Annotated in this window: 13 protein-coding genes; 4 read left to right on the top strand and 9 right to left on the bottom strand. The window is 66.2% G+C overall.

Going from position 1 to position 15555, the window contains the following annotated elements:
• Nucleotides 1-48: 48 nt before the first annotated feature.
• The 4 genes from N826_RS12065 to N826_RS12050 are packed head-to-tail and all read right to left on the bottom strand — an operon-like array spanning nt 49 to nt 3688.
• Nucleotides 49-753, bottom strand: coding sequence for an ABC-type transport auxiliary lipoprotein family protein (locus N826_RS12065; protein ID WP_084720691.1), 705 nt, complete (start codon nt 751-753; stop codon nt 49-51).
• Nucleotides 743-1750: an MlaD family protein gene (locus N826_RS12060; protein WP_044429078.1), complete on the bottom strand. Its 1008-nt coding sequence runs from the start codon at nt 1748-1750 to the stop codon at nt 743-745. The genes N826_RS12065 and N826_RS12060 overlap by 11 nt, the downstream gene beginning before the upstream one ends.
• Before the next feature lie 3 nt (nt 1751-1753).
• Complete coding sequence (locus tag N826_RS12055; RefSeq protein WP_044429077.1) at nt 1754-2530, bottom strand: ABC transporter ATP-binding protein; 777 nt, start codon at nt 2528-2530, stop codon at nt 1754-1756.
• A gap of 3 nt (nt 2531-2533) precedes the next feature.
• A complete protein-coding gene (locus N826_RS12050) occupies nt 2534-3688 on the bottom strand; it encodes an ABC transporter permease (protein ID WP_084720690.1) in 1155 nt (384 codons plus the stop codon).
• A 94-nt stretch (nt 3689-3782) separates the two neighbouring features.
• On the opposite strand from N826_RS12050, the gene N826_RS12045 reads away from it, so the two are divergent.
• On the top strand, nt 3783-4298 hold the full coding sequence (locus tag N826_RS12045) for an adenine phosphoribosyltransferase (RefSeq protein ID WP_044429076.1): 516 nt from the start codon (nt 3783-3785) through the stop codon (nt 4296-4298).
• A 37-nt stretch (nt 4299-4335) separates the two neighbouring features.
• On the opposite strand, the gene N826_RS12040 is transcribed toward N826_RS12045, so the two are convergent.
• Entirely contained in the window at nt 4336-5556 is a 1221-nt protein-coding gene (locus N826_RS12040) for an amidase (RefSeq protein WP_211099266.1), read from the bottom strand.
• Between the two features lie 235 nt (nt 5557-5791).
• Here N826_RS12040 and N826_RS12035 point away from each other — a divergent pair, with 235 nt between their 5' ends.
• From N826_RS12035 to N826_RS12025, 3 genes are all read left to right on the top strand, one after another.
• Nucleotides 5792-6577, top strand: coding sequence for a cysteine hydrolase family protein (locus N826_RS12035; RefSeq protein ID WP_044429073.1), 786 nt, complete (start codon nt 5792-5794; stop codon nt 6575-6577).
• 11 nt (nt 6578-6588) lie between these two features.
• Complete coding sequence (locus N826_RS12030) at nt 6589-8256, top strand: CocE/NonD family hydrolase (protein WP_063772245.1); 1668 nt, start codon at nt 6589-6591, stop codon at nt 8254-8256.
• Between the two features lie 129 nt (nt 8257-8385).
• Nucleotides 8386-8751, top strand: coding sequence for a response regulator (locus tag N826_RS12025; protein ID WP_052831103.1), 366 nt, complete (start codon nt 8386-8388; stop codon nt 8749-8751).
• Nucleotides 8752-8888: 137 nt separating this feature from the next.
• Here the strand turns inward: N826_RS12025 and N826_RS12020 are convergent, their stop codons facing one another.
• The 4 genes from N826_RS12020 to N826_RS45710 all read right to left on the bottom strand — a co-directional run.
• Nucleotides 8889-10280, bottom strand: coding sequence for an adenylate/guanylate cyclase domain-containing protein (locus tag N826_RS12020; RefSeq protein WP_044429072.1), 1392 nt, complete (start codon nt 10278-10280; stop codon nt 8889-8891).
• A gap of 198 nt (nt 10281-10478) precedes the next feature.
• Nucleotides 10479-13553, bottom strand: coding sequence for an efflux RND transporter permease subunit (locus N826_RS12015; protein ID WP_044429071.1), 3075 nt, complete (start codon nt 13551-13553; stop codon nt 10479-10481).
• A 5-nt stretch (nt 13554-13558) separates the two neighbouring features.
• Entirely contained in the window at nt 13559-14656 is a 1098-nt protein-coding gene (locus tag N826_RS12010; protein ID WP_044429070.1) for an efflux RND transporter periplasmic adaptor subunit, read from the bottom strand.
• Between the two features lie 192 nt (nt 14657-14848).
• Nucleotides 14849-15555 (bottom strand): hypothetical protein (locus N826_RS45710; RefSeq protein ID WP_282183076.1); only part of this gene is annotated, 707 nt, incomplete at its 5' end.

Raw genomic sequence — 15555 nt, 5'->3', positions numbered from 1 at the left:
CGCTCTTCAAGGCATGGGGAACAAACTCACGAAGCCGGCTTCGGTTCCTCAACCTGGGCGCTTCAGGAAGGACGGCGTCGGTCCTCCCCAAGCATCCTGCCCCTGCTTCTGCCGGTCGATCCTCGCCGCCTCGGTCAGCGACCATTCGACCAGCCGGCGCAGGACCTTGCCGAGTGCTTCGTCATAAGTTGCGATGATGTCCTGGAAGGCGGGGCTGCCCGCCCGCTCCAGGGCCTCAAAGGTCTTGCCGGCTTCAATGGTGCGGCGGGGCATGGCGACCAGCTTGGCGTTGATCCGGACGTGGATCTGGGGTGGTCCGCCGTCGCCGGCTCCGGCGTACTCCGCCTGGAACTCCCGCAGCTCGCTCTTCAGGACGTAGTCCGCCCGCAGCCCGATGGTATCGCGGCCGACGGACACGACGCGGCTGCTGTTCTCGAAGGATTCGACCATCAGCGTCTGGACCATGGCCGGCGCCCTGTCGGTCCAGCTCACGCCGGCGAAGTAATCGAGCGTGGTGGAACTGCGGCTCAGGGCGATCCGCCCGGTGTCGAGACCGGCCGCCGCCACCGGCGTTTCGATCAGGATCTGGTCGGAGACCACCGGCAGCCCCTCGACGAAGGTGTTCTTCGGCGTCAGGGTGAAAAGCTGCGGCGGTGGCGAAAATCCCGGCAGGCTGCATCCGGCCGCCAGCAGGCTTCCGAGCAGAAGCGTCAACCCGACCGTTATTCGCCCGCGTGCCTTGCTATTGCACATCGACGCCCTGCCTGGTACCGCCGAACAGGAAGTCGCCGGGATCGCGCTCGAGCTTCATGGTCACCCGCGACAGGTTGGTCACCAGCCCACGCAGTTCCGTCATCAGCAGGGTGAAGTCGTAAAGCCCGCTGGCGGTGAAGTCGGCGATCGGCTCGCGGTTCTCCTTCAGCAGGGTTTCGGCTTCCCTCGCCGTCCGGTCGAGCGAGGCCGTCAAGGTCCGCAGGTCGCCGGACAGCCGCGTGAAGTCGGTGGAAAGACGGCTGGCGTCCTTGCCGACCGTCCCCATTGTGACGCGCGCCTGCCCCAGCGCCGCGTCGGCGCTGCCGGCCAGCTTGTCGGCATGGTCGCGCAGGTCCATGACGAGGCCGTTGACCAGCCCCAGCGTGGTGCCCAGCTCCTCGACCGTCCCGCCGGCCCCGGCGGAAGCCTGCGCCAGGTGGTCGGTCATGGTGCGGACATTGACCAGGATGCGGGTGACTTCCTCCTGGTTCTGCTGCGTCAGGAACCCGGTGACCTGGGTCGACAGGCCGACCAGCCGCGTCAGCAGTTCCGGCGTCGTTTCCACCAGGGCCGCCAGCGACGACGGCCGGCTCTGGATGATGGCCAAGTCGCCGTCTTCCGGCTTCAGCAGGGCGCTTTCCTGGGTGCCGCCGGAGATCTCGACATAGGCGCCGCCGGAAATCCCCTCCAGCGCCAGATAGGCCACGGCATCCTCCTTGATGGGAGTATTGGCCGCGACCTCGATCGTCACCTGGACGCGCGCGATGTTCTTCGGATCGATCCGGATGTCGCGGACCGATCCCAGGGCGATGCCCCGGTAGCGCACCGGGCTGCCCTCCTGCAATCCAGCGACCGAGCCGGTGAAGTAGATGTGGTAGCGGGTCGAGCTCGCTTCCTCGTAGCTGGACTTCGCCAGCCAGACGACGAACGCGAACAGGCAGGCCATGAAGACCAGCGTGAAGCCGCCGACCAGGAGATAGCTGGCGCGCGTCTCCATCGCTCAGGCACCCGCGCCAAGGGCGGCCCGGCCGCGCGGTCCATGGAAGTATTCGCGAATCCAGGGTTGGTCCAGCAAACGCAGGGCCTCCATCGTGTCCACCAGGATGCGCTTGTCGATCAGCACGGCGATACGGTCGCAGATCGCGCGCAGGCTGTCGAGGTCGTGGGTTACCATGAACACCGTCAGGCCCAGGCTGCGCTGGAGGCCCTTTATCAGGTCGTCGAAGGCGGCGGCACCGATCGGGTCCAATCCTGCCGTCGGCTCGTCCAGGAACAGGATCTCCGGATCGAGCGCCAGCGCTCGGGCCAGCCCCGCCCGTTTCTTCATGCCGCCGGACAGTTCCGACGGATACTTCAATCCCGCGTCCGGCGGCAGTCCCGTCATGGCGATCTTGATGCGCGCCACCTCCGCGATGGTCGCGCGGTCGAGCGTCGTGTGCTCCTTCAGCGGGACCTGGATGTTTTCCGCGACCGTCATCGAGCTGAACAGCGCGCCGTCCTGGAACAGGACGCCCCAGCGCGCTTGCAGGCCGATGCGTTCGGCGTCGTTCAGGGTGGCCGTGTCCTCGCCCAGCACCTCGATCGATCCGGCGGCGGGACGGACCAGACCGATGATGGCCTTGAGCAGCACCGATTTGCCGGTGCCGGAGCCGCCGACCACGCCCAGCACCTCGCCGCGCCGGACATCCAGGTCCAGCCCGTCATGGATCGTCTGGGCGCCGAACCGGGTGACCAGCCCACGCACCCGGATCACGGCACTGTGGTCGGATGCCGGCATTCTTCAGACGCCGAGATACGAGAACAGGATCGAGAAGAGCGCATCGAGAACGATCACCAGGAAAATTCCCACAACCACGGACCGGGTCGTCAGCCGCCCGACGCTTTCGGCGCTGCCGCTGACCTTCAGCCCTTCGTAGCATCCGACCAGGGCTATAACGAAGGCGAAGACCGGCGCCTTGCACAGTCCGACCATAAGCGTGGAAAGCTTGATCGCGCCATGGAGCTGCTGGACGAACTGGCCGAACCCGATATCCAGCACGAAATAGCACATCACCGCCCCGCCGAGCAGCCCCACGACATCGGCGTAGAACGCCAGCAGCGGCAGCGTGATCATCAGGGCGATCGCCCGGGGCAGCACCAGCAGCTCGATCGGATCGAGGCCGAGGGTGCGCAGCGCGTCCACCTCCAGGTTGACCTTCATGGTGCCGATCTGGGCCGTGAAGGCGGAGCCCGACCGTCCCGCTATGATGATCGAGGTCATCAGGATGCCGATCTCCCGCAGGATCGAGACGCCGAGCAGGTTGACCACGAACAGCTCCGCGCCGAACTGGCGAAGCTGGTCCGCCCCCTGGTAGGCCAGCACGACCCCGATCAGGAACGACAGCAGTCCGACGATGGGCAGGGCGTTGAGGCCGGTCTGCTCGATGTGGTGGACCAGCGCTATGCCCCGCAGCCGCCGGGGCGAGGCGACCGTCCGCGCCAGCGCCGTCACCATCATGCCCAGGAAGTTCAGAAGATCCAACGCCTCCCGCCCGGCCTGGAAGGTGGCGGCACCGGTTCGCTCGACCATCGCTACGATGGGGTGGCGGGTGTCCTTGACGGTATGGTCGCAGCGCCGGTCGGCGCGTCTCACCGCCTCGATCAGGGCGGCGTGGGCGGGGCTGGCTCCCGTCAGTTCCAGCGGGGAGCCGGCCGCGTTCAGCTTCGCCTGGAACCGCAGCAGCAGCAGGGCGCCGACGGTATCGACCGCCTCGAGCCGGCCGAGGTCGAGGCGCATGGCCCTGCCCCGCTCGAGCCTGACCGTCTCCAGGTCGGCGCTCAGTTCGCGGGCGGTCGCGATGACCCAGCGCCCGACCGCGGCGAGCGCCGGACCGCCGCGATCACCCGCTTCGACGGCCTCGATCCATCCCCCGCCGTTCACCTGAAGATCCGTCATGACGGGTCACCTGTTTGCATGTGATGCGCCGGCCCACTAGGATGCCGCCCTGATCCATTCATGGGAACCAGTCACGGGAATTCGCAGGACAGCGATGAACATAAAAGACCATATCCGCAGCATCCCGGACTTTCCCAAGCCCGGTATCCTGTTCTACGACATTTCCACGCTGCTCGCCCATGCCGAAGCCTGGAAGGATGCCGTCGGCCAACTGGCCGACGCGGTCAAGCCCTACAAGCCGGACGTCCTAGTCGGGATCGAATCGCGCGGGTTCCTGGTCGCAGCCCCGCTGGCGCTGACGCTGGGCCTGGGTTTCGTCATGATCCGCAAGCGCGGCAAGCTGCCGGGCGACATCATCACCCACAACTACGACCTGGAATACGGCTCCGACACGATCGAGATCCAGGCTGACGCCATCAAGCCGGGCGCCCGCGTCGTCGTGTGCGACGATCTGCTCGCTACCGGCGGCACGATGGTCGCCGCCATCAACCTGCTGCGGAGCGTCGGCGCCGAGGTGGTCGCGGCACAGTTCCTGATCGAGCTGGCCTTCCTGAAGGGCGCCGAAAAGCTCGACGTGCCGGTAAATTCGCTGGTCAGCTACGAGTCGTAAGCCGGCCGCTATCGGCCACCGGCGGCACCGGGCAGCGTCACAGGACTTCCGCGACCCGCTTCGCCGCCGCCAGCAGCATCCCGTCGCCGCCGCGCCGCGCCACCAGCGACAGCCCGACCGGGCAGCCCTCGATCTCGGCGGCCGGCAGGCTGACCTGAGGTAGGCGGGCAAGCCCGGCGATGCAGGTCATGCTGAGGACCTGGGCGCGGAACTGGTCGAGTTCCCCCTGCGGCGTGTTCTTCAGCGGCGCTATGCCGGGCGCCGTCGGCATCAGCAGGAGGTCGCCGCCCGCCAGCAGGCTGTCCATCTGCTCCGTCACGCGTCGGCGGAAGTTGGCCGCCTCGCCGGCAGCCTTGTCGGTCACCCGCGACGCCGCTTGGAACCGTTCGGCGACGCCGGGTCCGAAATGCGGCCGGTGACCGGAAATCCAGGCGCCGTGGGTGCGCCAGACCTCGTGCATCTGCAAAGTGCGGAAAGCGTTCAGCCAGCCTTCGCCCAGCCCGTCGCCGCTCAGCCTGACATCGCGCGGCGATCCCAGCGTGGCGGTGACGGCGTCGATCGCCGGACCCAGCGCCGCCCGGGCGGACGGGTCGGTCATGGCGAAGGCGTCCTCCACCAGCAGGAGGCTGCGGGGCCGTCCTTCTTCGTCACCCGGAAGGTCCAGCAGGACCCGCCCCACCCGTTCCAGCAGTCCGGCGTCGCGGGTGAACCACCCGACCGAATCGAAACTGGGAGCCAGCGGCGTGATGCCGTCCAGCGAAATGCGCCCATGGGTCGGGCGGAAGCCGTAGATCCCGCAGAAGGCCGCGGGCACCCGGACGGAGCCGCCGGTGTCCGTCCCCAGCGCCAGCGGGACGGCGCCGCCGGCAACGGCGGAAGCCGACCCGCTGGACGAGCCGCCGGGGATGCGCTGCGGCGCCTTGGCGTTCAACGGAGTGCCGTAATGGGCGTTCTCGCCGTTGATGCTGAAGGCCAGTTCGTCGGTGATCGTCTTGCCGACCAGCCGCGCCCCGGCATCCAGCAGAGTCTTCACGGCGGGCGCGGTGGCGGTTGCCGGCGGATGGGTCGCAAGCCATGTCGGGTTGCCGGCCCCCGTGGCGTGCCCGGCCACGTCGAACAGATCTTTCGCCGCGAAAGTCAATCCTGCCAGCGGCCCCTCGGCGGCGCCCGGCACGTCCAGGGCGATGTGAGGGCAGAAGGCGCCGAGCCGGTTCCCGTGCAGTCCGTTCATCGGCTTTCCCCGGTCCCCGTCAGCCATGTCCGACACCTTGCCGCCCAATCGTTCGTCATAGCACCTTACGATACCGGGTACTGGCGGCGCATCAAGCCCAATAGACGGGCAAGTCACCGCCCATTTGGCGGGCATCGGTGTGGGCATAGCCGGATCGGATTACCGGATGCCGGAGCATATGGGAGTAAGCCGCCACCGCCGTTTCTGGCATGGCGTGTGCGTGCGGGTCCTGGAGGGGTGATACCAGGACAGGGGATAGGCGATGGTTCCACTCGGCTCGACACCGGTAAACCGCTGGCGCGTGTGCAGGGAAACGGTGGACATGGTGCGGCCGCCGCCGACACCCTATCCCTTGGCCGCCAAGGCCGAGCCGCAGAACATCGTCATCGATCTCGCCCGCACCGCCATCGTCGTGATCGACATGCAGAACGATTTCTGTTCGCCCCACGGCTGGCTGTCGCATATCGGGGTGGACGTGACACCCGTCCGCACCCCGATAGCGCCGCTTCAGGCGCTGCTTCCGCGCCTGCGCGGAAAAGGCGTTCCGGTGCTCTGGCTGAACTGGGGCAACCGCCCCGACCGGCTGAACCTGAGCCCTTCCCTGCTCCATGTCTACAAGCCGACCGGCGAAGGCGTCGGACTGGGCGATCCGCTGCCCGGCTCCGCGAGCCCGGCGGCCGGTGCTCGGGTGCTCGAACGCGACAGCTGGGCGGCGGCCATCGTGGACGGCCTGACGGCGGAGCCGGCCGATATCCATGTCGCCAAGTACCGCATAAGCGGGTTCTGGGATACCGAACTGGACAGCATCCTGCGCAACCTGGGCGTCACGACGCTGCTGTTCGCCGGGGTCAACGTGGACCAATGCGTCCTCTGTACGCTCCAGGACGCCAATTTCCTGGGCTATGACTGCATTCTGGTAAGCGATTGCTCGGCTACCACGTCTCCCAGCTATTGTCTTGAGGCGACGCTGTACAATGTGAAGCAGTGCTTCGGCTTCGTCACCACATCCGATCACCTTCTGAACGGCCTGCACTCCGAACGGCCTTGAGGACCGACGCCATGATCCCTGTCCGTCCGCCGGAAACCCTGTCGATGAATGCGCGCGACGGAACGCGGCTGGACGCCGACGTCTATGTGCCGGAGGCCCCCGGTCCGTTCCCGGTCCTGCTGATGCGCCAGCCCTATGGCCGCGTCATAGCGAGCACCGTCGTCTATGCCCATCCCGCCTGGTACGCGGCCCATGGGTACATCGTGGTTGTTCAGGACGTGCGCGGCTGCGGCACGTCCGGCGGGGAGTTCCGTTTGTTCGAACATGAGGCGGAGGACGGCGCCGACGCGGTCGCCTGGGCTGCCGACCTGCCGGGGTCGACCGGCGAGGTCGGCATGTACGGCTTCTCCTATCAGGGCAATATCCAGTTGCTGGCGCTGTCGGCCGGGGCGCCGGCGCTGAAGGCGCTGTGCCCCGCCATGGTTGCATGGGACATGCATGCCGACTGGGCCTATGAAGGGGGAGCCTTCCGGCTGGCCGACAACCTTGCCTGGGGCATCCAGATGGCGGCGGAAGCCGCCCGGAGGCGCCAGGACTTCATCGCCCATCAGGCCCTTTACGCCGCATCGCGGAACCTGCCGCTGGACGAGGAGCTGCCGACCCATCCGCGCGTGCTGCGCGGCTACGCCCGCTATTCCCACTATGACGACTGGCTCGGCAATCTACTTCCCGGCAGCTACTGGGACGGGATCTCACCCCGCGCGCTGCTGTCCGACAAGCCGGTCGACGTGCCGATGCTGTTCGTCGGCGGCTGGTTCGACCAGATGCTGACCGGCACGCTCAACGCTTTCCACGAGATCAGCCGGCGTTCCGCGTCGCCGCAACGGCTGCTGGTCGGTCCCTGGACCCACATGCCCTGGAGCCGCAGAGTGGGAGCCGTCGATTTCGGCGCCGAAGCGGTCAGCAGGATCGACGCCGAACAGGTCGCGTGGTTCGACCGTCACCTGAAGGGCAAGGCCGGACCGGTGCGACCCGCCGTCGAGCTGTTCGATCTCGGCACGAAGCGGTGGCAAGTCTACGACGCCCTGCCGTCACCGGAGCCTGCCCCCCTCCACATTTCCAGCACCGGCCTTGCCGCCATCAGCACGGAAGACGGCAGGCTGACGCCCCAGCCGATCGATTGCGCGTTTCCCGACCGCATCGTCCACGATCCCTGGCGTCCGATTCCGAGCATCGGCGGACATGCCGGCAGCGAAAGCGGAGTGCGTGACCGGGCGGCGCTGGACGAGCGCGCCGATATCGCCTGCTACACGACCGAGCCGCTCAAAACGCCGCTGCTTCTGGCCGGACCGGTCCGGCTCGACCTGATGGTGGAGGCCGATGCGCCGAGCTTCGACATCTCGGCCGTCCTGGCGCAGGTCGAGCCTGATGGCCGCGTCCTGAACCTGACCCAGGGCTACCGGCGGGTCGAGGAGGGTAACGCCATCCGCCCTGTCCAGGTCGGCATGAGAGCGGTCTGCGTCACGGTCCCGGCCGGCAGCCGCCTTCGTCTAAGCCTTGCCGGCGCATGCTTCCCGGCCTTTCCCGTAAATCCCGGCACTGGGGCGGAAGCGGCTGAAACGCGGCTGGTCGATTGCCGGACGATCACCCTGACTTTCCACGCGGCCGGAACGCGGCTGTTGCTGCCGGTGACCGAAGCCGCGCAGGACCTGCCCAAAGGCATAGGTCGTTTCCTCTAACGGACAAACGAGCCTTTCCCGATTGACCGAACCCGGCAGACCACGCTATTCACTTATTTAGTTTGAAAATTGTTTATATTTCTCTCTAAAGTTCTTTTCCCGGATATTTTCCGGGCTGCCGGAGCGCACATGCAGATCCTGATCGCCGAAGACAACCCGATCAACCAGAAGCTGGTGGATCTCATCTGCCGCAAGGCCGGGTATCAGACGCGTATCGTTCCGGACGGCTCCACCGCCGTTGACGCCATCCGGGAAGGCGGCATCGGGTTGGTCCTGATGGACGTCATGATGCCACGCATGGATGGGATCGAGGCAACCCGCCAGATCCGCGCTTTGCCCGGCGATGAATCCCGGACCCCGATCATCGCCGTGACGGCCCATACCGACGGCGAGAACCGCGAGGCCTGCCATGCCGCCGGGATGAACGCTTTTCTGGGAAAGCCGGTCCGCCCGACGGAATTGCTGAAGATGATCGCCTCCCTGCTGCCGGCCTGAGGCCCACTCCGGGAACCACGAGGAGGCGTTCGGCAAGTGTTGGGCCACGGCCCAACCTACGAAGCAGGAGCCTGTAGGTTGGGCCGTGGCCCAACAAGCACCCTCCACACAGGTCGCGCCGTCTTCGGCCCCTGGTATCATACCGCAATGTGAACGACGATGCCCTGCTGGCGGCCTCGGAGGTGAATCTCGCGAGACGACTGAAACCTGTCGATCCACTCCGAGCGTCCCGCTGCCCCGATGCAGTCCTCCGAGACCACGATCGAACCACCGATCTCCCGGGTAACCTCCTCCAGTCTGCTCGCTACGTTCACCACGTCCCCGACGACGGTAAACTCGACACGTTCCCGGCCACCGAGATTCCCGACCGTCACGGGACCACAGTGGACTCCGATCGATGTGCGAAGTGGATCCGCGCCGTCGCCGGACCTTTTCAGGCTCCAGCGTTCGATTTCCCGTTGAAGTTCGAACGCACAGGCGAGCGCGCGGGCCGAAGCGTCCGGTTGCGGGTCGATCGAGCCGAAAGTCGCCATGAAGCCGTCGCCCAGGTACTTGTCGAGTGTTCCTCCATGTTTGAAGACAATGGCGCAGCTTCGCTCCTGAAAGCTCCGCAGCAAGGTGAATGTTCGGTCGGGGGACAGGGTTTCACTTAGCTTCGTAAACCCGACGATATCCGCGAACAGGACGGTCACCGTCCTTGTCGTCGGATCTCCAAACCTGGTCCCGCCGCGTTTGGTAAGAGCCTCGGCCACATCCGGAGAAACATAGCGCGCGAGATCCGCCCGCACGATCTCGGTCTCGACCTGCCTCAACAAGGTCCGCCGACTGCGCCAGACGGTCAGCGTCAGGAGCAGGGTGAACAGGGACGTCGCGACAAGCTGGGTATACCACGGCGTCAGGCCAACGAAGGTCGGCTGTAGGGAAAGTTCCAGGACAGTGGCCGACGTCAGCACCTCTTCGGCGGCGACGTCATTGAAGCGCAGAGTGTCCGGCTGGGAGTAGATCGTGAACACTCCGATCGACCAGATGACGAGGATCGACACCCCTGTCCAGATGACGCGTCTTGGCGAATAGGTCAGGGCGGCCTCGGCGGGGAGCAGCAGAAGGTAGAGAAACTCCTGGCCGCGCAACCGCGTCTGGACGGGCCATTGTGAGCCGAAATCGACCGGAGGCGGAACCAGGATCGCCGCGGACACCAAGGCCACGTCAAGAACGATAAAGCCAAGCTTGATGGTTTCGCCGTGAGGATGGTGCCGCAATCGGTACGGGATGTAGCCAAGCAGGAAGAACCCGAAGGCGTATCCGCCGTAATAGAGGTCGCGCGGCCAGGGCACGATCGAGAAAAGCCACGCCGAAACGATGACGATAGCCGTCAGCCTTGCGTAAAAGGCAAACTGGAGGCCTTCGAGCTCCGCCTGCCGTGTGTTTGCCTGAAGATAATCCTTCGAGGCTTCGGCTGCCCACAACGAACGAAGGCTATTCGCAACCCAATGGCCATAGCCGGCAATCCGGCTCGCCGAGTCAGACATTTGCGGCCCTGCTGATCAAGGAAGGTCGTTACTGAATTGGCATCATCTCGAGCAGAGTTGTGCACGTCGCGAGTTGATGTGACGGATCGCCAAAACGATCCTGACTTGACGTCAACAGTAAAGCCGACAAGTTCCGGAGCGAGTCGATCCGCGGTAGTACTATACCGACCTACAAATCCGAGGTTTATAGCGACTGGCTCACTCCGCCGGATGCAATTGCGTGGCTACGGGAGCTTCGCCCTCGAACGGCTTTTTCTTCGCGATGTATGTATAGACGGTCGGCACGACGAACAGGGTCAGCACCGTTCCCAGCAGCATGCCGCCGACGATGACAGCGCCGATCGCCTGCCGGCTTTCGGCGCCGGCGCCGGTCGCAAGCGCCAGAGGAACCGCCCCCAGGACCATGGCGCCCGTGGTCATCAGGATCGGGCGCAGGCGCAGCACGGCGGACTGGATCACGGCGTCCCGTACGTCCACGCCCTGACGCTGAAGCTGGTTGCCGAACTCCACGATCAGGATGCCGTGCTTGGTGATCAGGCCGACCAGCGTCACCAAGCCGATCTGGCTGTAGACGTTCATCGTCGCTCCGGTCAGCTTCAGCGCCAGCAGCGCTCCGGTGATCGACAGCGGCACCGTCAGCATGATGACGAACGGGTCGATGAAGCTCTCGAACTGGGCCGCCAGCACCAGATAGATGAAGGCCAGCGCGAGGATAAACGTAACGTAGAGGCTGCTGCTGGTCTCGTGGAATTCGCGGCTCTGGCCGGCATAGTCAACCTGCGCCGCCGAGGCCGACAGCACCCGTTCCGCAGCATCCGTCAGGAAGGTCAACCCCTCGCCCAGCGTGTAGTTCGGCCCCAGCGTCGCGGTGATGGTGGCGGAGCGCAGTTTATTGAAGTGGTTCAGTTCCTTCGGCGACACCCGCTCCTCGATCTTCAGTAGGTTGGCGAGGCTGACCATCTCGTTCTGCTTACCGCGCACATAGATGCGGGCGATGTCGTCCGGGTTGGTGCGGTCCACGCCGCCGACCTGGACGATCACGTCATACTGCTTGCCGTTCTGCTTGAAGCGCGTGACCTGACGTCCGCCCAGCAGGGTTTCCAGCGTCCGGCCGATCGTATCGATCTCCAGCCCAAGGTCCGCCGCCTTGTCGCGGTCCAGCGAGACCTTCAGTTCCGGCTTGTTCAGTTTCAGGTCGCTGTCGACGTTGATCAAGCCGGGGTTGGTCCGCGCCTCGGCCATGATCTTGTCGACCATCACCTGCAACTCGCCATAGGGAAGCGATGTCTGGATGACGAACTGGATCGGCTTCTCGGTCGGGCTCTGCCCCAATGAGGGCGGATTGACCGCGAAGGCCAGCGTGCCGGGCACGCCGAACATCTTCGGACCGAGCTGCTGGACGATCTGCTGCTGCTTGACGTCGCGCTGGTCCCAGTCGATCAGCCGGACGAAGGAGATCGCCTGATTGACTACCGGGAAGCCCACGACCATGAAGAACTTCTCGACCACCGGGATCTGCTTGTAGAAGCCTTCGATCACGCGGGTATAACGGTCGGTGTACTCGATGGTCGAACCTTCGGGAGCTATCGCGATGCCGACGATGGTGCCCCGGTCCTCGGTCGGCGCCAGTTCCGACTTGATCTGGCCGAACAGTACATAGCTGGAGCCGGCGACTCCCAGACCGACCAGCAGGACCAAGGGCCGGACGCGCAGGGAATTGCGCAGCAGCCAGCGGTAGCCGTTGGTCAGGCCGTTCAGGAAGCCTTCGATCAGGTTGAACATCAGGCCGTGCTTCGCCTGATGCTTCAGCAACTTGGAGCACATCATCGGCGACAGGGTCAGCGCCACGAAGCCCGACACCAGCACGGCGCCCGCCAAAGTCAGCGCGAACTCCGTGAACAGCCGCCCCGTACGTCCGGTCTGGAAGCCGATCGGCGCGTACACCGCCGCCAGGGTGATGGTCATGGCGACGACGGCGAAGCCGATCTCCCGCGCGCCCTTGAGGGCTGCCTGGAACGGCGGCATGCCTTCCTCGACGTGGCGGTAGATGTTCTCCAGCATGACGATGGCGTCGTCCACGACCAGCCCGATCGCCAGCACCATCGCCAGCAGAGTCAGCGTGTTGATGCTGAATCCGAAGACGAACATGATCGCGAAGGCGCCGATCAGCGACACCGGGATGGTCACCAGCGGGATCAGCGTCGCACGCAGCGACCGCAGAAAGAAGAAGATCACCAGCACGACCAGGACGATCGCTTCCAGGATCGTGTGGAAGACGGCGTCGATCGATTCGGCGATGAAGACGGAGCTGTCGTAGCCGATATCGACGCTCATGCCTTCCGGCAGGCCGGCGCGGATCACCGGCAGCGTCTTCTGCACCGCCTTGGAGACGTCCAGCGGGTTGGCGGTGGACTGCTTGACGACGCCCATGGCGACGGCATTGCGGCCGTTGAACCGGGCGTTCACCCGCTCGTCGCGCGCCCCGATCTCCGCCCGGCCGACATCGCGCAGCCGGACCAGATAGCCGGACTCGTCGCGCAGGATGATGTTCTCGAACTCCGCCGGGGTCCGCATGTCGGTTTCCGACACGACGGTGAACTCCCGCTGGACGCTTTCCACCCGGCCCGCCGGGATTTCGATGTTCTGGCGGCGCAGCGCCGATTCGACGTCCTGCGGGGTGACCCGGTAAGCCGCCAGCCGGGTCGGGTCGAGCCAGATCCGCATCGCATAGCGCCGCTCGCCGAAGATCCGGATATCGGCGACGCCGGGCAGGTTCTGAAGCCGGTCCTTGACGAAGCGGTCGGCGTAATCGGTGACGTCCAGCGGCGAGTGGCGGTCGCTGGAGAAGGCCAGATAGATGATCGGCTGGGCGTCGGCCTCGACCTTGGCGATGACCGGTTCGTCGATCTCGTCCGGCAGGGCGCCGCGTACGCGGCCGACCCGGTCGCGGACGTCGTTGGCGGCCACGTCGGGTTCGCGGGTGATCCGGAAGCGGACGGTGATCTGGCTGGTTTCCGACCGGCTGATCGACGACATCACGTCGATGCCCTCGATGCCGGACAGGCTTTCCTCCAGCGGCTGGGTCACCTGGCTCTCGACGATCTCGGCGCTGGCGCCCTGGTACTTGGTCGTGACGGTGACGACCGGCTCGTCGATCTTGGGGTATTCGCGCACCGACAGGCGCTGATAGGCCACGATGCCGACCAGCAGAACCGTCAAGCTCATGACGGTGGCGAGGACGGGACGGCGGATGCTCAGTTCGGACATCTGCATGGCGGTCAGCTCCCGACCGCGGGAACGACCGTTACCGGCACGCCGTCGCGGATCTTCAGGTGTCCGGCGGTGACGATCACGTCATCGGGAGACAGCCCGTCCAGGATCTCCACCTTGGCGGCGCGGCGCTCGCCGGTGCGGACCTTGACCCGCGCCACCTTGCCGTCCACCACCTTGAAGACGAACTGGTCGACGCCGACCGCGACCATCGCCTGCTCCGGCACCAGGATCGAGTTCTCGCGCGTCGTCAGGGTCAGGTTGACGCGGGCGAACAGGCCGGGGCGCAGGGCGTCGTCCTTGTTCGGCACACGGGCGCGGACATTGATGCTGCGGCCGTTGACGTCGACCAGCGGGTCGATGGCGAAGACGGTGCCGGCGAACTTACGGTCGGGCACCGCATCGACCACGATGTTCAGCGTCTGCCCTACCTTGACCGACGGCAGGTAAAGCTCGGGCACCCGGAAGTCCAGCTTCAGCGTCTCGATCGCTTCCAGGTTAACGATGTCCTTGCCGGCCTGGACCACGTCGCCGACGCTGACTCGCCGCAGCCCCAGCACGCCGTCGAACGGCGCGTTCAGTTCCAGCTTGGCAAGCTGGGCGCGGGCCAGCGTCACGGAAGCCTCGTCGGCCAGCAGCTTGGCGCGCGCCTGATCGCGGGCACGGGCGCTGCCGGAACCCTGGCGGTACAGCTCGTCCGCCCGGTCCGCTTCCGTCTTGCTGAGGTTGAGGCTGGCGAGCGCCTGATCGACCGTCGCCCGCGCGATGGCGTCGTCCATGCGGAGAACGACGGCGCCCTTGCGGATCGCCTGCCCCTCGCTGAACCGGATCTCGGTAATCTTGCCGGCGACTTCCGGCCGGATGATCACCGACTCGTCGGAGAACAGCGTGCCGACCGACGTGACCGAGCGCGACACGGCGCCGACCTCGACCTTCTGCGCCTCCACGGGAATGCCGCCGGGCGGTCCACCCCCGCCGGATGCGGGAGCTGGTGCCTGGGCAGTCACTGGCATGGTGCCGGCCAGATAGACGTTATAATACCAGTACGCGGCACCGCCCGCGCCGAGCAGGGCGGCGAGGATGATCAGACGTGAGAACAGCTTCATGCGTCGTTCCGGCCGCCCCTGGTGCGGCGTCCTCCCTGAAAGCACAGAAAATCGAGGCTCGAAGAATCGGGAGCACACGAAACTATCAGCGCCCCTTAGCTAAAATTATAATGGCTTTCTTCTGAAACAAAGTCGAGCGCGGCGGAGACTTGTCCGCCGCGCTCGCCGTACTATCGATCGGTAGGGGAACGGTCAGCGGTGGCTCAGCATACCCGCCGCAGCACCCAGGGCTTCCCGCCGGGCCGCCGCATCCTCGATCCGGCCTGCTTCCCGTACTGCGTGCTCGTAGGCTGAAATCCGGGCGGTTGACGTCGAAGCAGCCATGCCCTTCTCGATCTCCGCGCGGGTGGATGCGCGGGCCGCGTCGTCGAGCCCGCGACGATGCGTCTCGCCCTCGGCGACCCGGCCACGGGCTTCGGCCTCGCGACCGCGTGCTTCCGTCTCGCCCTCGGCGGCACGTCCCCGGGCTTCGGCTTCCCGGCCCCGGGCCTCGGTCTCGCGACCGCGCGCTTCCGTCTCGCCCTCGGCAGCACGTCCCCGGGCTTCGGCTTCCCGGCCCCGGGCCTCGGTCTCGCCTTCGGCAGTGCGCCCCCGGGCTTCGGATTCGCGGCCACGGGCTTCCGACTCCCGGCCACGGTCGTCAGACCGGGAACTGCTGGCGCTACGGCTTTCGGAACTCCGTCCACCACCGCCACCGGCGCTGCTGGAGCTGGAGCCACCAGCGCTGCTGCCGCCGGAGCTGCCGCCACTGCTCGAACCGCCGCCACCATGACCGCCGCCGGAGCCGCCTGAACTTCCGCCTCCGGATCCACCGCCCCCGTGGCCACCGCCTGATCCCCCGCCGCCGCCGCCGTGACCGCCACCGCCACCGCCACCGCCCGATCCACCACCGCCACCCG

Source organism: Skermanella aerolata KACC 11604 (assembly GCF_000936425.1).
Taxonomy (GTDB): domain Bacteria; phylum Pseudomonadota; class Alphaproteobacteria; order Azospirillales; family Azospirillaceae; genus Skermanella; species Skermanella aerolata.
This window is presented reverse-complemented; position numbering and strand designations above follow the sequence as displayed.